General features: G+C 50.3%; 22 protein-coding genes and 2 pseudogenes. 9 read left to right on the top strand and 15 right to left on the bottom strand.

The genetic code is table 11. The annotated features are described in order from the left end of the window. Positions 1-15: 15 nt before the first annotated feature. Positions 16-1,347, top strand: a complete 1,332-nt coding sequence (locus PDUR_RS12990) for a tRNA(Met) cytidine acetate ligase (protein WP_042206642.1) — start codon at positions 16-18, stop codon at positions 1,345-1,347. On the opposite strand, the gene PDUR_RS12985 is transcribed toward PDUR_RS12990, so the two are convergent. Further along, on the bottom strand, positions 1,337-2,374 hold the full coding sequence (locus PDUR_RS12985; protein ID WP_042206641.1) for a SepM family pheromone-processing serine protease: 1,038 nt from the start codon (positions 2,372-2,374) through the stop codon (positions 1,337-1,339). The genes PDUR_RS12990 and PDUR_RS12985 overlap by 11 nt on opposite strands. Before the next feature lie 150 nt (positions 2,375-2,524). On the opposite strand from PDUR_RS12985, the gene PDUR_RS12980 reads away from it, so the two are divergent. Next, positions 2,525-3,739 carry a nucleoside recognition domain-containing protein gene (locus PDUR_RS12980; protein WP_042206640.1) on the top strand — a complete coding sequence of 405 codons (1,215 nt, stop codon included), beginning with the start codon at positions 2,525-2,527 and terminating at the stop codon, positions 3,737-3,739. Here the strand turns inward: PDUR_RS12980 and coaD are convergent. The 5 genes from coaD to PDUR_RS12955 all read right to left on the bottom strand — a co-directional run bounded on the left by coaD (position 3,717) and on the right by PDUR_RS12955 (position 8,167). After that, positions 3,717-4,229, bottom strand: a complete 513-nt coding sequence (gene coaD / locus PDUR_RS12975; protein WP_042206639.1) for a pantetheine-phosphate adenylyltransferase — start codon at positions 4,227-4,229, stop codon at positions 3,717-3,719. The genes PDUR_RS12980 and coaD overlap by 23 nt on opposite strands. Further along, complete coding sequence (gene rsmD, locus PDUR_RS12970; protein ID WP_042206638.1) at positions 4,226-4,816, bottom strand: 16S rRNA (guanine(966)-N(2))-methyltransferase RsmD; 591 nt, start codon at positions 4,814-4,816, stop codon at positions 4,226-4,228. Before rsmD ends, coaD begins: the two co-directional genes overlap by 4 nt. A 467-nt stretch (positions 4,817-5,283) precedes the next feature. Beyond that, the gene (locus tag PDUR_RS12965) at positions 5,284-6,168 is read right to left on the bottom strand and encodes a glycosyltransferase family 2 protein (protein ID WP_042206637.1); all 885 of its coding nucleotides are present in this window, start codon (positions 6,166-6,168) and stop codon (positions 5,284-5,286) included. A gap of 176 nt (positions 6,169-6,344) precedes the next feature. Then, the gene (locus tag PDUR_RS12960) at positions 6,345-7,805 is read right to left on the bottom strand and encodes a glycosyl hydrolase (RefSeq protein ID WP_042206636.1); all 1,461 of its coding nucleotides are present in this window, start codon (positions 7,803-7,805) and stop codon (positions 6,345-6,347) included. Positions 7,806-7,960: 155 nt separating this feature from the next. Continuing rightward, positions 7,961-8,167, bottom strand: a complete 207-nt coding sequence (locus tag PDUR_RS12955) for a CCE_0567 family metalloprotein (RefSeq protein WP_042206635.1) — start codon at positions 8,165-8,167, stop codon at positions 7,961-7,963. A gap of 492 nt (positions 8,168-8,659) precedes the next feature. Here PDUR_RS12955 and PDUR_RS12950 point away from each other — a divergent pair, with 492 nt between their 5' ends. Continuing rightward, a complete protein-coding gene (locus tag PDUR_RS12950) occupies positions 8,660-9,328 on the top strand; it encodes an SOS response-associated peptidase (RefSeq protein WP_042206634.1) in 669 nt (222 codons plus the stop codon). Here PDUR_RS12950 and PDUR_RS12945 read toward each other — a convergent pair. Continuing rightward, positions 9,325-9,945 carry a hypothetical protein gene (locus PDUR_RS12945; RefSeq protein ID WP_052410208.1) on the bottom strand — a complete coding sequence of 207 codons (621 nt, stop codon included), beginning with the start codon at positions 9,943-9,945 and terminating at the stop codon, positions 9,325-9,327. The two genes, PDUR_RS12950 and PDUR_RS12945, sit on opposite strands and share 4 nt — an antisense overlap. 119 nt (positions 9,946-10,064) lie before the next feature. Here PDUR_RS12945 and PDUR_RS12940 point away from each other — a divergent pair, with 119 nt between their 5' ends. The 3 genes and pseudogenes from PDUR_RS12940 to PDUR_RS28075 all read left to right on the top strand — a co-directional run. After that, complete coding sequence (locus PDUR_RS12940; RefSeq protein ID WP_042206632.1) at positions 10,065-10,832, top strand: hypothetical protein; 768 nt, start codon at positions 10,065-10,067, stop codon at positions 10,830-10,832. Positions 10,833-10,871: 39 nt separating this feature from the next. Further along, a complete protein-coding gene (locus tag PDUR_RS12935; RefSeq protein WP_042206631.1) occupies positions 10,872-11,858 on the top strand; it encodes a hypothetical protein in 987 nt (328 codons plus the stop codon). 23 nt (positions 11,859-11,881) lie between these two features. Further along, positions 11,882-11,974, top strand: a pseudogene (locus PDUR_RS28075) (IS5/IS1182 family transposase); the annotation flags it as partial. Between the two features lie 69 nt (positions 11,975-12,043). On the opposite strand, the gene PDUR_RS12930 reads toward PDUR_RS28075, so the two are convergent. The 6 genes and pseudogenes from PDUR_RS12930 to nirB form a co-directional block, all read right to left on the bottom strand. After that, positions 12,044-12,637, bottom strand: a complete 594-nt coding sequence (locus PDUR_RS12930) for a YdeI/OmpD-associated family protein (protein ID WP_042206630.1) — start codon at positions 12,635-12,637, stop codon at positions 12,044-12,046. A 140-nt stretch (positions 12,638-12,777) separates the two neighbouring features. After that, positions 12,778-12,942, bottom strand: a pseudogene (locus PDUR_RS30080) (transposase); the annotation flags it as partial. 94 nt (positions 12,943-13,036) lie between these two features. Next, positions 13,037-13,717 carry a P-loop NTPase family protein gene (locus PDUR_RS12925; RefSeq protein ID WP_042206629.1) on the bottom strand — a complete coding sequence of 227 codons (681 nt, stop codon included), beginning with the start codon at positions 13,715-13,717 and terminating at the stop codon, positions 13,037-13,039. A gap of 267 nt (positions 13,718-13,984) precedes the next feature. After that, complete coding sequence (cobA, locus tag PDUR_RS12920) at positions 13,985-14,752, bottom strand: uroporphyrinogen-III C-methyltransferase (protein WP_042206628.1); 768 nt, start codon at positions 14,750-14,752, stop codon at positions 13,985-13,987. Between the two features lie 42 nt (positions 14,753-14,794). Beyond that, positions 14,795-15,106, bottom strand: a complete 312-nt coding sequence (gene nirD / locus PDUR_RS12915) for a nitrite reductase small subunit NirD (protein WP_042209330.1) — start codon at positions 15,104-15,106, stop codon at positions 14,795-14,797. A gap of 23 nt (positions 15,107-15,129) precedes the next feature. Further along, the gene (gene nirB, locus PDUR_RS12910; protein WP_081949506.1) at positions 15,130-17,559 is read right to left on the bottom strand and encodes a nitrite reductase large subunit NirB; all 2,430 of its coding nucleotides are present in this window, start codon (positions 17,557-17,559) and stop codon (positions 15,130-15,132) included. A 328-nt stretch (positions 17,560-17,887) separates the two neighbouring features. Between nirB and PDUR_RS12905 the strand changes: the two genes are divergently transcribed. Continuing rightward, positions 17,888-18,487, top strand: a complete 600-nt coding sequence (locus tag PDUR_RS12905; RefSeq protein WP_042206627.1) for an ANTAR domain-containing response regulator — start codon at positions 17,888-17,890, stop codon at positions 18,485-18,487. Positions 18,488-18,500: 13 nt separating this feature from the next. Further along, complete coding sequence (locus tag PDUR_RS12900) at positions 18,501-19,544, top strand: anthranilate phosphoribosyltransferase (RefSeq protein WP_042206626.1); 1,044 nt, start codon at positions 18,501-18,503, stop codon at positions 19,542-19,544. A 174-nt stretch (positions 19,545-19,718) separates the two neighbouring features. Here PDUR_RS12900 and PDUR_RS12895 read toward each other — a convergent pair whose 3' ends face one another. Together PDUR_RS12895 and PDUR_RS12890 are read right to left on the bottom strand one after the other, a co-directional pair. Continuing rightward, complete coding sequence (locus PDUR_RS12895) at positions 19,719-19,820, bottom strand: hypothetical protein (protein ID WP_042206625.1); 102 nt, start codon at positions 19,818-19,820, stop codon at positions 19,719-19,721. An 81-nt stretch (positions 19,821-19,901) separates the two neighbouring features. Then, complete coding sequence (locus PDUR_RS12890; RefSeq protein WP_042206624.1) at positions 19,902-21,533, bottom strand: sensor domain-containing diguanylate cyclase; 1,632 nt, start codon at positions 21,531-21,533, stop codon at positions 19,902-19,904. Between the two features lie 302 nt (positions 21,534-21,835). On the opposite strand from PDUR_RS12890, the gene PDUR_RS12885 reads away from it, so the two are divergent. Further along, positions 21,836-22,216 (top strand): PilZ domain-containing protein, encoded by a 381-nt coding sequence (locus PDUR_RS12885; protein WP_042206623.1) that lies wholly within the window; start codon positions 21,836-21,838, stop codon positions 22,214-22,216. The last annotated feature ends 121 nt before the right edge of the window (positions 22,217-22,337 follow it).

The raw sequence follows: 22,337 nt of genomic DNA, 5'->3' as shown, positions 1-22,337 counted from the left end.
AGGAGTGAACCCTGTGTGCCGACAGTAGGGATAATTGCCGAGTATAACCCTTTACATAACGGGCATGTCCACCATTATAACGAAGCCAAAAGATTGTCCGGCGCAAGCCGCTCCATCGTCGTGATGAGCGGTCCCTTCACCCAGCGCGGAGAGCCTGCCATGTTAAGCAAGCGGGCACGGACCGAAATGGCCCTGCGCATGGGCGCTGACCTGGTTATCGAGCTCCCGGTCGCATATGCCGTCCAGCCCGCGGAGTGGTTCGCCTTCGGAGCGGTAGCGCTCTTGGAAGCGACTGGCGTCGTAAGCAGCCTGTGCTTCGGCTCCGAGTCCGGCAGCCTTACGCAGCTGCTGCCGCTGGCGCGCTTTCTAGCAGAGGAAAGCGGTCCGCTCCAGAGTGAGCTCCGCCGTCGTCTTGCGCTCGGCGAGAGCTTTCCCGCCGCTTACAGCGCGGCGGCGGCGCAGGTATGGCAGGAAAGCGGGGAGGCTGGCAGCGGGCCGCTGCTCGCTGCTCACCGCAACAACATTCCTGCCGAACGCAGTGCCGATCCGGTTGACCAACCGGGAACCGGCTCCGCACCGGAATTGAACGAAGACAGCTTAGCCGAGCTGCTGCGCGGACCGAACAACAGCCTTGGCCTCCATTACCTTATCGCTCTGAGGCGGCTGGGCAGCAGTATCGTTCCGCTGACCGTTCCGCGCCTCGGGGCGGGCTTTCATGAGCCGCTTCGCACAGGTACAGCCATTGCCAGTGCGACAGCACTTCGCGGGCTGCTGCGAATGGGCGGTTCCCCTGCGGAATATATACCGGAATACAGCCTTGACATTCTTCGGCGCGAGCAGCAGGAAGGCCGCGGGCCGCTGGACTGGGAGAGCTTCCGCTCTCCGCTGCTGCACCTTCTCTCCACCCGCTCGGCCGCCGAGCTTGGCGGGCTGCTGGATGTGAGCGAAGGACTGGAGCACCGTCTGCTGCGGATTCTGCCGGAGCTTGAGCAGTTCACAGTTAGCGGCTTGGTATCAGCCTTGAAGAGCAAACGCTACACCCGTACACGGCTTCAGCGGATGCTTCTGCACATTCTGCTGAATCACGGCAAGGAAGAATTCTCTCCTGGCGCATTGTCACAGGGGCCGGGATATATCCGGGTGCTCGGCTTTCGGGAAAGCGGCCGGTCCCTGCTCAAAAAAATGAAGCAAAGCGCCACCCTCCCCGTTATCACAAGGCCTGCGCTTTGCTCCCATCCGCATTTGGAGCGGGATCTTCAGGCGTCCGCCGCCTATGCCGCAGCCTTCGCCTCTCCGCTCCGAAGCGACCTGTACAGCGACTATTTGATGCCGCCGGTTATGGTTTGACCGGCAGCTTCTCCATATACTGGATGGCTTCGCCTAATGTCGTTACCGGCACCAGCTTCATCTTGGCGCCGATTTTATCCGCTTTTACCTTGGCGACTGCATAATTCTGGACCGGGACGAAAAAGATTTCCGCGCCCTTTCGATCGGCGGCGACGATTTTGAACTGAACGCCTCCGATTGGACCCACTTCTCCATTTGGATCAATCGTACCGGTTCCGGCAACTGTGTACCCTTTGGTCAAATCGCCCTTAGTCAGCCGGTTATAAATTTCCATGGTGAACATCAAGCCCGCCGAGGGCCCGCCGACATCCGTGTCGGTAAATTTGACTTCCCTTCCAGCCTCCGACGCCTCTACCTTCTGAACGGCGCCGATAACAACGCCAAGACCGGGTCTAACCGCCGTTTTGCCGCTGTCTTTAATCTCCACGAGGGTTACGTTCTCAGCAAGTTTTTTTCCATCGCGCTCCAGCGATACCGCCACCTGATCCCCTGCTTTTCTGGAAGACAGCAATTTACTGAGCGCTTCCGGATCCGTCACCTGCTGTCCTGCAACAGTGAGAATCTTGTCCCTAGGCTTAAACTGCTTATGACCCGCTTCCCCCGGAACCGAGAAAACGAACAAATATTGTGTCGTGTTGCGAAAAGGAATTTTTGCCGCTTTGTAGGCGGCCTCCACGGCGCTCGACTGCGAGCTGCTCATATAATAAACCTGTGTAGCCGCGTATTCCTCCTCCGTCTGATCACCGAGCCTTTTGGCTTTTCGGTCTATTTCCGCGTTGGGATTCAGCGCCGAATAGAGCAGCAGCGCCACATTGGCGTAGCTGGCGGATACGGTCGTCATCATGAAGGTTCCCTTTTCAGCTTTGTCCTCGTTCTCCACCTTGATCATGGGCGCCACCTCGGAGGCGTCTCCCGGCTGGTATACTACATAAGGTGTCCCCATGAACACAACTGCATAAACCAACACGATGAGCGTAAACAGATAAGCCGCGGCGCGCGTTCCCGTTCTGTGTCTGAACTGCCTCACTGGGGTTCCCCTCTTTCCGATAGACTCCGGCGTTTCGCTTAATTATGTATTCTTGCGGTTCCGTTCCCTGGTTTAGCATGGCGGTTGACTGGTTCGCATAAATTGTTAGAAACTCGTCTGCTCCCAAGCTATGAAGAGGTGAAATAAAAAATGAACATAAACATTGCCCGAATAGCCAAGAAATCGGCACCTTTTCTATCCGGAGGCCTGGCTATGCTTCTCGCAGCAGCCATCATTTCTTCGCCTGAACAATCTTTTAACGCCTCACTTCAAGGCTTGAAGCTATGGTGGACGCTGGTCTTTCCGGCACTGATGCCTTTTCTGATGCTATCGGAAATGCTGAGCGCCTCCGGTTTCGTTCATGCCATCGGTGTTCTTCTGGAACCTCTTACGAAGCTGGTCTTTCGGCTTCCGGGCAGCGCGGGATGGACGCTTGCGCTGGGGATGACGTCCGGCTTTCCCGGCGGTGCCCAGGGAGCGGCCCAGTTGTACCGGCAGGGCGACATCTCCGGCAGGGAAGCCGGACGCCTGGCGTCGCTCTCCCATTTCGCCAGTCCGGTTACGCTCCTGATTGTGGTCGGAGCCTCCATGCTTCACAGCCCCGCAGCCGGTTACGGCTTGCTGGCCGTACACTGGCTTGCGGGGCTCGCCGCCGGCATGACGGTATCCGCCGGGGCAACACGCCCCGCAAAAAGCGCTTCTTCGGCGAAAGCTTCAGTCGCCAGGCAGACCTCCCTGATTCGGCAGGCGATGACCGCCGCCGCGGACGCTCGCGCAAGGGATGGGCGCAGCTTCGGGAAACTGCTCGGCGAATCGGTAAGCGCCTCTGTGCAGTGTCTGATGCTGGCGGGGGGCTACATTATTATATTCGCCGTCGTCATCAGCATCATATCGGGGCTGGGGCCGCAGCTGCCAACAGCCGTTACCTCTGCTCTGCTGGAACTTCATCTCGGGGCACAAGCTCTGACGTCTGGGACGATGCCCCAAATCTCATTGAGACCGCTTGAGCTTGCGCTGCTGTCTGGAGCCCTAGGATGGAGCGGCATCTGTGCACAGCTTCAGGCCTTGGCGGTACTCAAGCCCGCCGGGGTACGCTATCTTCCCTTTGCCGCAGGAAGGCTGCTGCATGGCGGCTATGCGTTCGTTCTGACACTGCTGCTATACAAGCCGCTTACGGCGTTTCAGGAATCGGCACTGCCCGTTCTGGCCGGCCGAGAGATTTCTTTAACCGGGGCATCCGGTATCGAAGCGATTTGGCGCTCTTTTCCAGGTCTGGTTGCCATGCATTTACTAATGCTGCTTACCCTGCTGCTGCTGTCCGCCGCCGTCCGGCTTGTCTCGGCTATTCGCGGCCGTTCCCTTTGAACTTGAGCCGCATCGCCCGCTCGACTTCCGGGGTCACAAATTCGGTCAAGTCTCCGCCGAAGTGGCCGATTTCCTTGACTACGCTGGAGCTGAGATACGAATATTTCGGATTCGTCATCATAAATATCGTTTCCGCGTCCGAGTTCAGCTTGCTGTTAATGGTAGCAATTTGCAGCTCGTATTCGAAATCAGAAACAGTACGGATGCCGCGTACGATGACCTGAGCCTCTTTTTGCCTGATATAGTTGGCAAGCAAATCCCGGAAGATATCAACTTCCACATTGGGAAGATGCGCGGTCACCTGACGAAGCAGATCGGCGCGCTCCTCCACCGTAAACAGCGGATTTTTGCTTAAATTATTTAGAACTGCCACAATCAGACGGTCAAACTGCTTCGCGGCCCGTTCAATAATATCGATATGGCCAAGCGTCACCGGATCGAAGCTGCCGGGGTAAATTGCGACTCTTTCTTCTCTTATTTGCAGACTCACTCTTGCGCCCCCTCACCCATGTCGGTTTCTGATCCGGACCCATAACAATAAATGGATACCGCCGTTTCTCCGTACAATGCATATCGCAGCCGGCTGAAGCCGGGAATATGCTCCGGATATTCATGGCCTGATTCATGCTCCAATACAATGACCGCATCTTGTCTCAGCAGGCCTTTGCCCGCCATTATGGACATTAGCTCGTCTCCGAATTTATGCCGGTATGGGGGGTCCAAAAAGACCAGGTCGAACGACCGTCCCCGTTTCTCCAGCGCCGCCAGCGCCTTGTTCGCATCGTTGCGGTAAACCTCGGACTTATCTTCAAGCCTTGCCGCTTTCAGGTTCTCGCGCACCGTGTCGATTGCCTTCGGCTCCATATCGATAAACACGGCGCTGTCCATCCCTCTGCTCAGGGCTTCGATCCCGAGACCGCCGGTACCGGCGAACAAATCCAGGACTGCGCCTCCATCAAAATAAGGGCCGATCATGCTGAAAATCGCTTCCTTGACCTTATCGGTCGTAGGACGTGTTCCGGTTCCCGGAACGCTTTTTAAGGGTCTTCCCTTTGCTGTGCCCGACACCACTCTCACTGCTTGCTTCACCTGCTCTGTTTCTCTATTATTACGCCAAAAACGACATAATTTCACGCCTATCGTACCACATTCCCGCCGTTAAATAAAAACTTTGTCATAACCCGCCGCGCACACATCAAGTGGACAAATTATTTTGACGCAAAGGTATAAATCCGGCACTTGTGGGCCATCCTTTAATTATCGACATCACAAAATGTCGTAGACAACCGCGGAGCAAGCTTACGCTTCCCCATAAGCTCTTCGTCCGGTTTCTCCTCTCCCATGAAAGAGCCTCGTCGCGAGACGGGGCTCGATTTTTATTCAAAAAACCCTTATGTATCAAGGGATTTTTTTCTTTTATATTGGAGTAAAAATCAAAGCCCTGCCAGCACAAGCCAGCGGGGCTATTTATTATTTAGTATTTCTATGTTTATATCCCTATGCTGCTGACGGCTTCTGGGCCGTTTTGGCACCCTGATTTTATATTATTGATATGGAAGATTAGATATACATCTTGAGAAAGCCGCATTCAATAGTTCCTGATTATAAATCTTATACAGACTATTTTGATCTAGTACCCATCTTGCAAAACCTGAGGCTTTAGAATAGCTAGCGTAATCTTTTGGATTAATTCTAAATTCGAGCAGCTCTACCATGGTCTGATTTTCTTCATCGGACAATTCTAAACCTAGCTTATAGAACTGCTGTTGCCGCACTCTCCGGGCCGTGTCAGCCTGAATGTTTCTGTGCTGGATGGATACTTTTCGATCATGTTGACGGTAAAACAGTAGACAAATTGGCAGGTTAGCAACTTGTACTTGGAAAGCTAAACGATTGAAAAGCTCATAATCTTCTGCATGGGGATAATTTATATCATATTGAATTCCTAACCGGTGAATCATACGATTACGCATTATCACGGAAGGATGGCAAATGCAGCAATGAAATAACAGCCAGGTTTTAATTTCATCGTGACCTATTGGATTAACTTTGGCTCTTTCTCCTATAGTTGTAGTATAAGCTGCTCCACATACATCGATTGAGGGGTTTTGATCCATAAATGATATCTGCACAGCGAGTCGATCAGGTACGGAAAAATCATCGCCGTCCATTCGTACAATGTATTCACCGGTTGCCATGCTTAAACCTTCGTTTAAACTGGCCACCAACCCTTTATTTTCACTATGGTAAATTTTAACAACTCTAGGGTCTGTTATTTGTGAAATAAGATAAGCAGATCCGTCTGTGGAGCCGTCATCAATAATAATAAATTCAAAATCCGTATATGTTTGAATTAATATACTGTGTATCGCCTCAAGAATGAACTCTGCATTATTATACACTGACATAATAACTGAAGCTCGCGGCATAAAACTCTCTCCCTCTTATTAATTTAATCTGTTCAACCATACCATAACCAACAAAATTAGCTCTTCTACAAGGTATGTATCTTTATTTTTTTTGATAGGGCTTATCGCCAATAATACAAAGCTTAGGCAACCTTTCAATAAGAAAAAGCACTGCTTCCATAAGCAATGCTCTTAATCTATCTGGAATATAACCGGGACTGCGGAATCACTTCCTTCGGCTGGCTGTAGCCCGACCACAACAGCTGCACTACGGCCTCGGGATCACCATTATTAAAGTACTCCAATTTGACATAATAGTATTTCCCGGCTTCCAGCGGCACCGCTGCCGAATTTTCTGTCGTACTCTGTACGGTCCAATCGTCGATTACTAATTTGCCGTCGACATAAAGACGCACACCGTCTGAAGCATTCGTGTACAAGGTGTACATTTCTGTATATGCCGGCTTAACAAAGCCAGTCCATCTGACGGACATCGCATAATCGCCAACCGTCGTGCCCTTCTTCCAATTAAAGTCCACTTTTGGGATAACCTTGGTCACCTTAAGTGTATTAAAATCTTTTCCAATATAGTAGTTGCCCAGCAGCCCGTCCCCAATGGTAGTATCCGGAGGAAACGATTCAGGCGGGGATGGCTCTTCTCCTCTGTTCAGGGAGTAGGGATCTTCAAAAACGTTTCTGATCACCGCGTCCGAATTTTTCCCCGTCAGCTCTTTTCCCCAGGTAAGAAACCATGAATAATCAGGCTGTCTTGTTCTTATGTCCGTCATGTTCGGCAGATGGCCGTTCTCTGTTATGGCAATAATCTTTCTCTGTCCGATTTCAAGCAGTTCCAGGTAATAGTCCTGTCTGTAATCATTATTGTAGATATCCATGCCGAGCACATCCGCCCTGTTGTGACCTACATAGTACCGCCCGGCATTATCTGACCATTGATTGCTGGCATTGGCGCTCCAAACCCAAAGCAGGTTAGTGAGGCCGTGATAATGGGTGAAGCGGCCATACATGATCTCCCAGAGAGCCGGGAAGTTATTCTTTCTGCCCCACCAGAACCAGTCTCCGTTCATTTCGTGATAAGGCCGCCAAAGAAGCGGTATATCGGCATCACGCAGCTGCTTGAGATAAACCGCCACGCTGTCCATATCAGCAAGCAAAGCCGTATTGAGCGCCGTTCCGGGCGTTACGATTTGGTCGAACTCTGCTTGGGTCGTCTTACGCTGAACCTGTTCCCAAAGCGGCGCAGCTCCAGGATAAGCGGCATGGTATGATGCTGTAAGGATGCCGCCGGAGGCATGCCAGGCTCTGCAGGCAGCAATTACCTTTTGCCGCTGGTTGTCCAGTTGTTCGGCAGTCTGTCCGGTGATCCCTCCAAATTCCACTCCTTTCAGAGCAGGATACACCCCTGTCAGAACATTTACATGTTCAGTATACGTGTACGGAGCCTCCAAATACTCATGCTGTCCCGTAAAAATCCCTTTCCCCTGCACTGCGTAGAGACGCTCCAGCAGCGATCTGGCCTGAATGGATATATCCGGATTCGCCGGCTCTTTGATCAGATCCCTGTATTCGCTCTGCCATTCCTTATCAGTGACAAGTCTTGAAGCAGATTGCAGCAGCTTTCGAAGCTTTCTATCATCCAACTCTATCACCATCCTTTTAGGATAGTGTACGTAGACGAAGTTTCCTGTGACACGGCCTTTGCACATAAAAAAGAACCTATCCCTCACCCGTTCACGGGGCCTGGACAAGTTCCTGCATCAACTATCATCCAATTAAATTTCTATGTCATACAATCTCAAACTTTCTGCGATTTCAGACTCTTCAATTCCTGTCTCTTGGCTGTCAGTTCAGAAAAAGTCTCAAAGGTTCGACGCGCCAATTCGGGGAGTTCTTCCAGATGCATCGGCAAGCCCTCCGCCAGATCATGAAGCTGGTTCTGCAAGCTGATGGCCGCATTGTTCAACTCTTTAATCTCTTCTTTCAGCTTATCGATTTGCTCCATACGTTTCTCCTCCTAATTTGAGCCTTCGCACCTGCTACAGCCCATTCTTAATGTGTGTATGATAATTATAATGCTTTAATAATTATTTTAATGTAATAAATGTTACAGATTTCTGCTAAACTATAAATTCTCAAATCAAAATAAGAATATGGATATTTTTAGTAAAAAGTATGTGCTTTCTTACATCTAAATTCTTTGCGAAATACTAGAATATGCATAATACAGCAACAAACATACATTTCCAGGTGTCAGTGTGTTCTTTATATGTTATCGGGGAAAAAGAATAATCGGGCCCTTAGATGAAGCTGAAGCTTTGGAAGAATGGTTTCTCCTCTCAGGAGCCGTAAGAGACCTATATATCATCGAAACAGACGAACACGGCAAGGTGAAAAGACAGATCGGGCCAAGCAAAAGGAAACGAAAGCATCGCCGTTGAATGCAGGAGAGACTTGCTTTATTATTGATGACAAACCTTGCTCGGGGGTGCTGAAGATGTGCGGACGCTACACGATAACGGTAACAATGGAAGAGCTTATGCTAGAATACTACACCCAGGACGTGACGATCGTTAATTACGTTCCAAAATATAATGCCGCGCCCATGCAGTATATTCCTTCCGTAATCAGCAGCGGAACCGGGAACCGAATCGGACAACTGCGCTGGGGCCTTGTTCCTTCCTGGGCGAAGGACGACAAGTCCGGGAGCAAAATGATCAATATCCGCGCGGAGACACTGACCGTCAAACCTTCGTTTAGACGGCTTCTGTCCTCGCGGCGCTGCGTCATTCCGGCAGACGGATTCTATGAATGGCGCAACCAGGGATCAAGCAAGCAGCCGATGCGGATTCTGATGCGTGACGGCGGTATTTTTTCGATGGCCGGAATTTATGATATATGGGTAGATGCGGATGAAAAAAAGCTCGCCACCTGCGCCATCATCACTACGGAGCCCAATGATCTGACAGCGCAAATCCATAACCGGATGCCCGTAATTCTGCGTCCGGAAGATGTGGATCGATGGCTAGACCGGAGTAATCATGATGTTGACGGTCTTGCCAAGTTGCTGAAGCCGTTCGATGCCGAGAAAATGAAAGCTTATCCCGTCTCCACGAAGGTCGGAAATGTGCGTAATGACTCAAAAGATTTGTTAGATGAAGTTTAGAATCCAATGGGGCCGAAGCATTCCTCAATTATATTAAAGGTCGCTTGCAGATTTTTGCTTCCGTCCACTTTTAATACATGAAGATTTAAATCTCGGGCCTCTTTTTCAACAAAATCAGCAAACAAGGCATCCCTGTTCATCCAATTGTCAAAAGCCGCCTCCGGGTCATCCGTGGAGTTAAGTATATCCTGTATCCAGATTCGCTGGCTGTAATGATGACGCTGAAACGGTTCGGTAGGGATCATCCATATCGCCTTATGCTGCGGCTGCAGGTGTGGGAACACCAAAGAAGGCAGCAGTTGATTTCCTTCAACCACAACGGGACAATTAAAGTGTTCTGCAAGGTCCTTCAAGACGAATGCAAAATCTTCTTTGAAAAATGCGATATACTCTTCCAACTGTTTCTGAACTGTCCGGATATAAAAAGCTTCATTATAATTCATCCTCGAAATCTTATGCATGGCAGGCTGGTTCAGGGCAGTTATGGTCTTCAAATGACTTCCCAGATGCTCATCACAAGCATATAGGGCCAGCCCATGCTTCTCCGCATACCCTTTGGCTATTGTACTTTTTCCGGCACAGGCCGATCCGCCGATCCAGTAAATCGTTTGATCCAAAATAATGATCACCTCCTCTGGTATAATATGTATTTTTCAGGCTACACCAATTTAACCTCGAACGTCAATTCTGCTAAACTGGAAGTAGCACCAACATTAGCGCCAAGGAGGTTATGAATATGAACAAACCCATCTACACCAGATGGTGGTTCTGGGTACTTATCGTCATCATTACCTTGGGGATCATACAAGTAGTTAACACTGGAAAGCAGACAACTCAGACGGCCTTGCCCTCGGCTTCGCCAACACCTGCCGGTTCGCAGGAGTCTTCGCCGGAAGCTACGATCACTCCTTCTACGACTTCGGCATCCGCCGTTTCCGCCGAAAACTCCGTAGCGCCAAGCGAATCGCCAGCGTCAGCATCGCCAGGAGTGACTACGCCGGCAGCAACCGTTCAACCATCAGCCGAGCCAAGTCAAACTATTTCTGCGGACCAAGTGCCTCTCCCGAAACAGGAAGTGCTGGCTTATACGCGGCAGTTGAAGGGCTCTCCATTTATAAGGGACGTTGGCATAGGAACAGATAATATAGAAATTCACTTCTTTAACAGCTTCGCGGAGTACAAAAAGGCCAATCCAAGCGAAAAGCTTACCTCATCCGATTATACGAACGAGTTCGGCTCTGTTGACGCTGTTAATGCTATTTTAATGGAAGTATCGACGCGGCTGTTCCATCACTTTCCGGGCACGGCTTCTATCGACATCACTCTGCCGTATCAAGGGAAGACCTATTCTGTCTCACTGACCAAAGGTTCGGTCGAAAAGTTTTATCATACCGACCTCGACAGCATCAAGTCCGAGCAGCAATGGAGAGACCAGATCAGCAGTACTTTTTTCACCAAAGACTACCGCGATCAATTCGCGAAACGGTTCGTGAAGGTGACGTAGTCCAATAGGGATGCAACAAAATTTCAAGGGGGCCATCCGGTGTACGATTGGATCAACAAACGCAGCCTCGTAGAATATATTGCACAGGAAGATCAAATGGAATTTGAACATAAGGATTTTCGGTTCGAGAAGATCGTTACGGAGAGCACGCCGGGCGATATCACTTCACTGGCCCAATTCTTCATGGCAGGCAGCATCTGGTTGAATGACAATTTCCAGATCGGCATACCGGTGCATGACGAGGAAGTGTTAAAGCTCGTAGTGAGCGAGGTTGCTCCCCATTTCAAAGAAGTCAAGCAGTGTATGGCCCAGGGCGAAGTCAATGTAATATACATGAAGAACGTCAAACCTGGATCGAAGATGCTGTTCGCCTCGGCTAAGAACGGTGTTCTGCCGGTGATGGCGGATCTGTATCGGCACCGCGACTTAAGCAATTGGTATATAGGAAGAAAAAGAAACGTGCTTCATTACACAGTAAACGGTAACGCCCTTCAGTCTTATTCGATTCCCGGTACCTCAGCTTTGCGGACGGTGCTGGAGAAGGCTTTTTGGGGCCGGGATGAACCATATGTACTGCTGCCGACGGGGTGGATTTTTGACGATTCGCTGCGCGATTCGGCCGCATTGCGTTTTTTTGCCGGATTTGTTCCGTGTCTAACTCTGGTCATTGATGCGGACAGCAATGAGGTCATTACGCTTCAACTGTCGCGGGAAGAATCCAGGCATCAGATTAGGCTGAATTCAGCCAGGCCAAACCCGCCCCGAAGAAATAAGGACCACTTATATCTGGATATCGGCCGGGGTCTCGTATATGTCATCAATCTAGCAGGACAGTCACCAATATTGAATTGGGACGAGCTTAAGGAGAGCACGATATACAGTCTCTCAAAAAACCAGAAATATGCAGAGTTCGATCACGAGCACGGAGTAAGCCTTCCTGAGGGAAGAGGTTTATTTTTTAGCGAAGAGTGGGTACAAGCGATGATTGATACGGTCAATCGGGAGCTTAATATCAAAAGAAATTAAACCACTGGACTGAAAAAGGATGATCTAGAGGTGGATTAACGACCCAGATTCATGCGGTTGTCGATGCCCTTGGCAATCCTTTGCGCTTCCAGCTGACGGCTGGACAGCGTCATGACGCGGTGATTGGCTACGAGATGTAAGATAGAACGGCATTTAATTGGATGCGATAGGTCTGCATACACGTCCTAATCATTTAATCCCTTTCCATCCAGAATTTTCTGCATACATTTTTCAACCCTTGACACTCGAGTTTTGGATTGTTTGGGTTCAGAAAAATAAAGAAGGTATGCTCTTTGCCGTCCGGGCGTCAATGCATCAAAAGCAGTTTTCAAGGCAGGGATTTCATCGAATTTATTTTGAAGCTCTTCAGGAATGTTGAATTCTGTATTCTTTTTAAAATTCACTTCCAGACCGGCTTTTTCAACTTCAATGGCTTCATCAATATAGGCTTTCAAGATGGATTTCATTGCAACTATTTCTTGAACATTGGTGAACCGGATCTGGCGCGCCGCCTGCACATTCTCCGTTTGTTGGATTAGAATGCCATGGACATCCTGTAACAAGGCGCCTTTCATAAAAAGAAGCGCACAGTACTCTTTAAATCCATGTATTAAAACGATGTTTTTCTTCTGAAACGTGTAACAAGGAACACCCCATTTCAATTCTTCGGTCAACTGACAGTCAAGAACGATCGTTCTCAATTTCTCAAATTCTTCCTGCCACTTCTTGGCTTTACTCAAAAATTCATCAACCTTAGGATTCAATCTGCTATTTGACATCAAGGAGCACCCCTCATCATCATAATATTGTGTTCAAAATCTACTTGGTTGCTTGCTTAGCTTGTCCCCTATTGCGCCCGACCATGCTGGTGGACACGGACTACGGTCGTGTCAGATCATGACCTCGCTCCAATCGGGTTCTATCGAAACATGATCCAAAATAATACCACATATCCTCGCCTTTTGTAAGCGCCAGAAAAACTGTAGACGGAAGACAAGGAACCATAATAGGCAGGCAAATTCCGCCATGGAGCTCCTGTACGAGCAATCCAAAGTACGGCATTCAGCAGCTGACGACGATCTTTGAGCGGACGACCTCCTTACGGTTTTCGGGTAGGGGATAAAAATTAGTCTGATCAAAAGAGAAATACCCGGCTAGAACAGCCGGGTATTTCTCTTTTATATCTTCGAGATGCTTTTTCCACTTGGTATTAGTAAATTATCCAGAAACTCATTGATTCGATGATTGTATTCGCTCCAAAGGTATTCACTGTTCTCAATAATCAGTTTTGGAACTTCCCATTGATCGATGACTGTACGGACAAATGACTGACTTTTTCCCCAAACTTCAGCAGCTTGTTTAAACTCTTCATCAGTATGCAGGGAGACCGGCCCCCACTCGTTTCCACGTACATCACAAATAAACCGCCATTGCTTCTCAACATTCATTTGATAATAATAAATGAGGATGGGATTTAGTGGTTCCAAGATCGTAAGAAGTCTTGAACTAAAATCGAGAAGTTTAACATAATTCATACCCATAAGATGAGAGACATTTATTGCATCTTGAAACAAAACGCTTTCAATAATAATGACCTCATCAGGGCTATTCAACTGCTCTTGAACAAAGTCAAAAAACCGAGATGACAGTAACTGGATGAACAGGTCTGCATCTTCCTCATTTTCGAAAGAATTAAAATTGACTCCATGTAATAAAAGCGGGTGGAGTTCTTCCTGCTCCAAGAAACATCTAGTTTTGATTCTTCTTGTAATTAATCTTTCAAAAACGCTGCTTGCCGTTGTTGTTTTACCCGAGCCTGGTATTCCTTCGATAATAATCAATCTCTTTTGTTTACTCAATATCTGTTCCTCCCTAAAATTTTATTTGATTAGGAAGGTTACTCTAGGTTTTAGACATGAATAATTATAGTTTGCATTAATTTTCACGTGTAAGACCTCCTCAGCGCTTAATTCATGTTACACGAAAAACATACCTTATTGGGGTTTGGTTTGCAATTAAAAAAACTCCGCCGATCGGCGGAGCCAAGCATCTATAAAAAAAGGGGGTTCATGTGTATTCATTAACCCATGCTGCTAAACTGAAACATGCTAATCGGAGACTGGCCGTTATCCGAATTGTTCACTAGGAGCCGATGTCCATTTCATCAGCTGCTCTTTCACCTTCACGACTTCCCCAATGATAATCATCGCCGGATTGCCGATCCGGAACGCGGATGCAAGCTGTTCGATATTGTCCAGTGTTCCGATGACTGTCCGCTGCCGGCTGGTCGTTCCGTTCTCGATCAGCGCAACCGGCGTCGAGCTTTCCTTTCCATGGCGCAGCAGCTCCTCACAGATTTGTCCGAGGCGGCCAACGCCCATGTAGACGGCTATCGTATCCACGCCGCGGGCAAGATGCCCCCAGTCCACAGGCGTCTCATGATCCCCGCAGCGGCTGCCGGTTACGACGGCAAAGGAAGCTGCGACGCCGCGGTGCGTTAGCGGAATGCCTGCGGACGCCGCAGCGCCGACCGCGGAAGTGACGCCTGGGATCACTTCCCAGGGAATGCCGGCTTCGGCTGCGGCCAAAGCCTCCTCCCCGCCTCTGCCAAAGACGAACGGATCGCCGCCCTTCAACCTGACGACCTTATGGCCTTGACGGGCTTGATGGATCATCACATGCTCGATTTGCTCCTGGGACATGGAGTGCTGACCTGGCGCTTTTCCGCAGTAAATGAGACGCGCACCCTGCCTCGCATAGTCCAGCAGTTCCTCCGACACGAGCCTGTCATACAGCACAACATCAGCTTCCCGGATACGGCGCACCGCCTTTATTGTAATCAATTCCGGGTCTCCCGGACCCGCTCCGACAATGGATATGCTTCCGGTCTTCATATGCTTTTCTCCCTCCAAGCCCAATCGGTATAGCCCTACGGTTTAGACTGTCAGATAAACGGCTCCTGTGGCCGGATCTACCTCAACTTCAAAGGTGGGCACGCATCCCGTGTCCGGGTCCTCAACCTTACCTGTATGAAGATCGATGCGCCAGTCATGCAGCGGACAGTGGACCTTGCTGCCGCAGACCATCCCTTCCGACAGGGTGCCGCCTTTATGCGGGCATTTGTTCTCTACTGCCAGTACCTCTCCATCCGACAGGCGGAACAAGGCGATTTCCATGTCATTTACTTTTAGGGTCCGCGAGCCCTTGCGGTCGATGTCCGCTACGTTGCCGATATGCATTTTGGTCATCGTCATATCCGTTAGCCCTCCTGTTATGCCGTCTCAATTGGAGAGATCGGCTCGAAATTTTTGCGGAGCTCCCTTTCCGCCACGATTTGCTTCCACGGGTCAGTGGTCACGCTGAGCGCCGTACGGATTCTTTGCCCCAGCGCCAGCCTGTCTTCTCGGTTATCAAGCGCCGCCTTGATACTGTCGAGTCCTACCCGTTCCACCCAATTGGAGGTTCTCTCGTTCCAGCTGGCATTCTCGCGATAGTATTGAAGGAATGCGCTCGCCCATTCGACAACCTCGTCCTCCGTCTTCACGACGCATAGCAGATCCGTTGCCCGGACATGCACGCCGCCGTTGCCGCCGACATGAAGCTCCCAGCCGCCGTCGATCGCGACAACGCCGAAATCCTTGATCGTTGCTTCCGCACAGTTGCGGGGACAGCCGGACACGGCAAGCTTAACCTTAGCCGGTGTGTTCAGCCTCTCGAACTCTTTCTCCAGCCGAATGCCCATGCCGATGGAATCCTGGGTGCCGAACCGGCAGAAGGTGGACCCGACGCAGGTCTTGACCGTACGCAGCGTTTTGCCGTACGCATGGCCTGAAGGCATGTCGAGCTCTTCCCAAATTTTTGGAAGATCTTCTTTTTTGACACCAAGAAGGTCAAGTCTTTGTCCCCCTGTAAACTTCACCATTGGAACGTCGAACTTCTCGGCGACCTCGGCAATCTTTTTCAGCTCGCCCGGGGAAGTTACACCGCCATATATCCGGGGAACGACGGAAAAGGTGCCGTCCTTCTGAATATTGGCGTGATAGCGTTCGTTCGTGATCCGTGATTCCTTCTCGTCCGCATATTCCTCCGGCCACAGCATGCCGAGATAATAGTTCAGGGAAGGGCGGCATTTCGAGCAGCCTTCCTCATTGGTCCATTCGAGCACATTCATAACTTCCTTAACCGTCTTAAGTTCCATCCGTTTGATCTCGGCTACGATTTCGTCGCGCCCAAGCGTCGTACAGCCGCAGATGCCTTCCTTGACCTTGACCGCCGCATCGCCCGCATACAGCTCCAGCAGGCCTTCCACCAGCGGCTTGCAGCCTCCGCAGGACGCCGACGCTTTGGTGCATGCCTTAATTTGCCCTACGCTTGTGCAGCCGCCAGTAGTAATGGCTTCCGCAATCGCCCCCTTGGATACGCCGTTGCAGCCGCAGATAATTTCATCATCCGCCATCGCTTCCAGCCGGGCGGACGGAGAGGCTTTCAGCGCGTCGTCAGGCAGTCCGAGCAGCAGAGATCTTTCTTTTCCCTGGATCGATTCGCCGCTCTTGATCAGGGAGAACAGCTGCGCACCATCCGCCGTATCGCCGAATAATACCGCGCCAATCAGCTTATCCTTGCTTATAACAAGCTTCTTATAGACACCGTCGATCTCATCCTGATAGCGAAGAGCACGCGACCCGGCAGGTTCGTCATACTGTCCTGCGGAGAAGACATCGACGCCTGACACTTTCAGCTTCGTCGAGGTTACCGAGCCCTCGTAGCCCTGCCCCTGGACGCCTGCCAGACGTTTGGCGAGAACAGCCCCCTGTTCATACAGCGGGGCGACGAGACCGTAAGCGATCCCCCGATGCTCCGCGCATTCCCCGATGGCATAGACGCCCGGAATATTAGTTTCCATATAATCGTTAACGACGATGCCGCGACCTACGGCAATGCCGCTTTTTTGCGCAAGCGCGGTATTCGGCCGGATTCCGACCGCCATGACAATCAGATCGGCTTCCGCTGAACTGCCGTCGGCGAAGAGCAGGCTTTTCACCCGCTTTTTGCCAAGAATCGCCTCTGATTGCTTGCTTAGCAAGAATTTCATGCCTTGAGCTTCCAGCTCTCTTTGCAGCATAACCGCCGCTTCCTGGTCGAGCTGTCTTTCCATGATATAGTGATGGATATGCACGACGGATACTTCCATCCCCAGATGCAGCAGTCCGCGGGCCGCTTCAAGTCCAAGCAGTCCTCCGCCGATGACAAGGGCTTTTTTATAGGTCTTAGAGGTTTCCATCATAATCTGGCAATCCTTGATATCGCGGAAAGCGATAACGCCTTCTTTATCTGCGCCCGGCAGAGGAAGCATGAACGGATCGGAGCCGGTGGCCAGAATCAGTTCATCATACACAGCCTCAACCCCGAGGCCCGTACGTACCTTTTTATTCACGGTATCGATGCTCTCGATCTTGTGGCCTGTATATAAGGTAATATTATGGCTGCGGTACCACTCATAATCGTTAATTACGATTTCGGAAAGATCAGTTCCCCCTGCGAGAACGGAAGAAAGCATAATCCGGTTGTAGTTCGGATGCGGCTCGGCGCCGAAAATCGTGATATCATACGCATCGGGAGCCAATTTCAGCAGATGTTCAATTGCACGCACACCTGCCATGCCATTGCCTACGAGCACCAGTTTTTTACGGGATAATGTCAATTAATCTCTCTCCTCTCGATGGGAAACACAAAAAGCCCGCTTCATGCCGGCACGAGAGAAAGCATCCCTCAAACCAAACATGCAAGCAGGCGCCATTGCCGCTTTTTCTTAGATACGTCTTTGTATCCTGAAAGATTGATTTTGTTAAACTGACTATACAACACGATTTAGTAAACGTCAATAAATTTGACATATTAAATTTTAATTATTTAAAATATCGACATCGAACTCCATTTTGTGTTATATAAAATAACATGAGACAGTTTGAAACTCATGATTAGAAGTGTGCAGTTAGTACATCTTATTGCAAAAAAAGGAGCGTCCGACTATGCATTCCCTGTTGGTTGTATATAGCAGGCTGAACGGAAACTCTCCGGACAAGACCGCTGCCGGGTCGAGGCCGGAACTCCTTCTCAGATCCTGCGGCTATATCGTAGAAGTGGCCGCTTCCCGGGAAGAAGCCGTCTCGCTGATTGCCGATGTTGACGCCTCCATACTATGTCTGCCGATTACGGAGTTCAAATATTGGGCGGATCTTCTGATGTCGTGCAAGACCGCTCCTATTATATGGTGGTGCACAGAAGAGACCGCTACCCTCTCCGTAGCCGCTTGCGAGGACAACTTTATTGCGGATGGCGTCCTGTCTCCGTCCATGCAGCCTCACGAAATCCACTGGGGCCTTCATTTCGGAGCCAAACAATGCTTTGAACGGAAGCAGTGGATGAAAGAGAAGGAACAGCTCCTCTCCCGTCTCGAAGAAAGAAAATGGATAGAGATGGCTAAAGGCATCCTGTCCAAGTCCAAAAATATTTCCGAATCCGAAGCATACGATCTTCTGCGTAAGCAGGCGATGAACGAACGCAAACGTATGGTCGATGTCGCAACCTCGATCGTTAAGGTATACCGAATGCTTCAGGATCAAAGATAAGGGGGCACCGCTCATGATTAACATACTTAAAGAAGTCGCTAGAGGCAAAAGAGGCGCCCGCGATCTGAATTATGAAGAAGCTGCCGCTTCCGCAAAAGCGATTCTTAGTCAAACTGCCACACCGGCCCAGATTGGCGCGTTCCTGATCGCCGAACGGATCAAGCTTGAAAGTCTGGAGGAATTGGAGGCATTTGTGTCCGTCTGCCGCAGCTTTGCCCTGCGTGAACCCCTGCACGAGGGTATTGACTGCGCCGGACCTTATGACGGCCGTCTCCGCTCTTTTGCCGCGACCTTTCCGTCCGCCTTTTTGCTTGCCGCCGCAGGACTGCCGGTAACACTGCACGGCTCCGCTTCGCTTCCTCCGAAATGGGGAATCACGCTGCAGGACATAATCATGGAAGCGGATATTCCTGCTCCCTCGCTTTCCCGTACAAGCTCGATTCATGCCGCCAGCCGCAGCGGAGTGTTATATGTAAGCTCCGAGGAATGGTGTCCGCCGCTCGGGCGCATCCGGGATATCCGCGAAGAAATCGGTATGCGGACTATATTGAATACGGTAGAGAAGCTGGTTGACTACTCCTGTTCCCCCTTCATCGTGTTTGGAATTTATCATAACACGGTATTTGACCGCCTCTCGAGACTTCTGATCAAGCTTGGGTACCGCAAAGCCCTGATCGTTCAAGGGCCCGAGGGATCGGAAGATCTGTATATCGACCGCCCTACCCGGGTGTACACCATAGAGAACGGCGATGCGGGTCTGGATATTATAGATCCCGAGGCACTGGGGCTGGATACTCCCGTTCCGGATCTGGACTGGGATGCCCGTCTTCAACTGGAGACGGCGGAAGCCGTGCTCCGGGGAGGCGGCCATCTCGCCTTCTACAATCAAGTTCTGCTCAACGGCGCCGTCCGATTGCACTTGGCCGGCCGCGTCGGTTCCATCGAAGAGGGTGTCTATACCTGCAAGGAGCTTCTGGACGGCGGCAAGGCTTGGGAGGCATACAGCGTCTGGAAGAACGCGCTGCTCAGTGAACCTCCTGTAACGCATTCGGTATAACAAGTAGAGCTGGCTGCGTCCTCCCTTTGCATAGTTTAGGCGTTTATTTAAAGGGACGGCTGAAGCCAACGATTATTAGATGCCATATGGCAGCAACAAAGCGCTCTCCCGGATAACGGCGAGAGGCGCTTTGTTTTTTCATAAACTGCTCCTGCTTATCAGTTCAGCGGTATCTTAATATACCATAAAAGTGCGGGTAATAATGACAAGCAGAATGAACAATACCAGAATCGTGCCTGTCGATGTGCCCCATCCGTAGCCTGCAACTTCACCCATTTGAAATTCCTCCCTCAAAGTAGCTTACGGCATATTTTATTCCGCTGCCCATTGATTCGATTGGGTGTTTATCCCGAGAACTTATACCGCCGTTTCAAAAGTAATCCGGTTCTTGCCGCTCCGCTTGGATATATAGTACGCGTCGTCCGCTAAACGCATGATTTCGCTTGTATCCTGGTTCTCAGGACTCCACACAGCGGCGCCGATGCTGCAGCCGACATGCACGAATTCCCCGTCGATCAGGAAGGGTTGATTGATCTTGTCAATGATGCGTTTGGCTACGGCCTCGGCTTCCTGCATCGGTTTTGCGGCCGACGTATGCAGGATGACCACGAACTCATCCCCGCCTATGCGCGTAATCATCTCATTTTCCCGGGTCGATTCCAGCAGACGGAAGGATACCTCTTGCAGCAGCTTGTCGCCTGTCTTATGTCCCAGCGTCTCGTTCACCTTCTTGAATCCGTCCAAACCGAGATACAAGAAGCTTAATGTCGAGCGATTCCGCTTGGCTTTGTTTACGGCATGAGCCAAATAATCGTCAAGCGCCGTTCGGTTAGGCAGTCCCGTGAGCGGATCATGCCTCGTCAAGTCAGACATATAGAATGGCTCCGGCTCCGGCCGGGTGAGTTTATTGACAAGATTGCGCAGCGATCTTGAGAGGATGGACAGTTCTTTAATCCGCTTAAACTCGGGAATCTCCACCTTGCCACTCGAACTGAGCTCATCGGCGCTCTCGGTGATCCGCTGAAGCGGGCGAATAATCCATCCGGCGAGCAACCATCCAGCAATACCGCATAGCACGGCAATAGCCATCCCCGACAAAACGATACTATTTTGCAGCTTGTGTACGGGGGCTAAAGCGATATCCGCCGACTGGCGGATAATCACGGACCAACCGGTACCAGGATAGTTCATTTCGCCTTCTGCATAAGCGTAGCCTGTTATATAAGTTTGGCTTCCCTTGTGTTCTTCTATGAGCCAGGAGTTTTTGCCTTGACTCGCCAGCTGCAGCGCCAAGTCCGACATTTGCTTGCCAACCTGACTGCTTGGTCCAAGCAGAATCCTGTTGTTATTATTGCTGACGATATAGACATCGGCACCCTCCACCCGTTCTTCTAGAGGCGCCAAAATGGAGGATTCAACCTGATGGGCCCATTCCCAGCTCAGACGCGCCGCCAATACGCCTAAGGTCCGGCCGCTTTTGTCCTTTACGGGGACGCCGATATCCACGAATTGAAGGCGCTCTCCGCTTGGATTGGGCAGGATTTCTGCTAATAACGAGTCATCTTGTACATCACCGATGTAGGGAGACTTGATCCCATTTTGAAAAACAGGCTGCTCCTCTATGCTTCCGCCCTCCAAGATATCGCCGGTTGCCGACAGAACGTTGCCTTTTGTATCCGCATAACCAATCCAGGTAAATGCAGGCAGACTTTCTTTCAGCTGATTCAGAAGTCCCGCAATCTCATCCTCACTCACCGGCTCCTGAAAAGCGCCAAGCTTGCTGAGCACTTCTACTTCCCCGGTCCGCGCCAACATGAAGTGGTTCAGATTATACGACATCTGATATGACGCTTCCGCCAGCGATTTTCCATTGGTCACTTCTGCTGTCTTGGAGGATTCGTTGCCAATCAAATAACTGAGCAGCACGGTCAATAAAATAATAACGGCTGCAAATGCGCCTGCGAATATGGTCCGCAAATTTATAGACACCCCGTTAAATCCCCCTCTTCCATTGTCCAGTTAGAGAAGACTACCTTGTTTAATGACAATAGCATTTAGACGTATCATTCTTTTTAATTCTTATATCGGAAAATGGGAACCTTTTGTGAAGCTTCAATTGACGAAAAAGAGTTCCGGCGGCCTATGCAGAATCGCCTACTTTTTTTGATGTGCTTCCTCTTCTTGCCCCATCTCAGTTACACTCTCTAATATTTTTTCAAATTAATGTTAAGGTAGATTGTCCTATCCGCATCATTTCGTTATAATAGCTAATAAACGGGCGGAGGGAAATTATGGGCGCTGCCAGTAGAAAAGAACCATTCCGATATGTCATGAATCAACCGATTGATTGCTGGCTGGAACTACCGGCCGGCAGCACGGGTCCGGGTGCTGGAAAGCAGACCGAGGGTGTACTGATCGACCTCAGCCGTTCGGGCTGCAAGGTTCGCAGTTCATTAAACCTCCGGTTCACGTCTAAGGACATCAGGCTAATCATTCACTTTAAGTTGAACGAGAACATGCTTCGGTTCACAGGAAGCGTCCGTTGGGGCTGGATGTACGGCCTTGGCGAATATCAATACGGAGTCAGACTCAACTTGACCGAGGAAGAGGAAGAACTTCTGATTAGCGAGATTGATCTCTGGACAATGTCTTCTATCGAGGAAGACAGCTAGAAGAAGACGGGACACCCCGTCTTTTTTTTATATCCGGCGGAACTTGACTCTGCTCTATGCTTGCCATCAGCCAAATCCCGCTCCCTTTGTCCCCTCTTCTTTTTCCGTTATAATAGCTTTA

The sequence above is a fragment of the Paenibacillus durus genome (assembly GCF_000756615.1).
GTDB classification, from domain to species: Bacteria; Bacillota; Bacilli; order Paenibacillales; family Paenibacillaceae; genus Paenibacillus_AQ; species Paenibacillus_AQ durus.
Note: the sequence above shows the minus strand (reverse complement) of the source record. Positions and strands in the feature narration are given on the sequence as shown.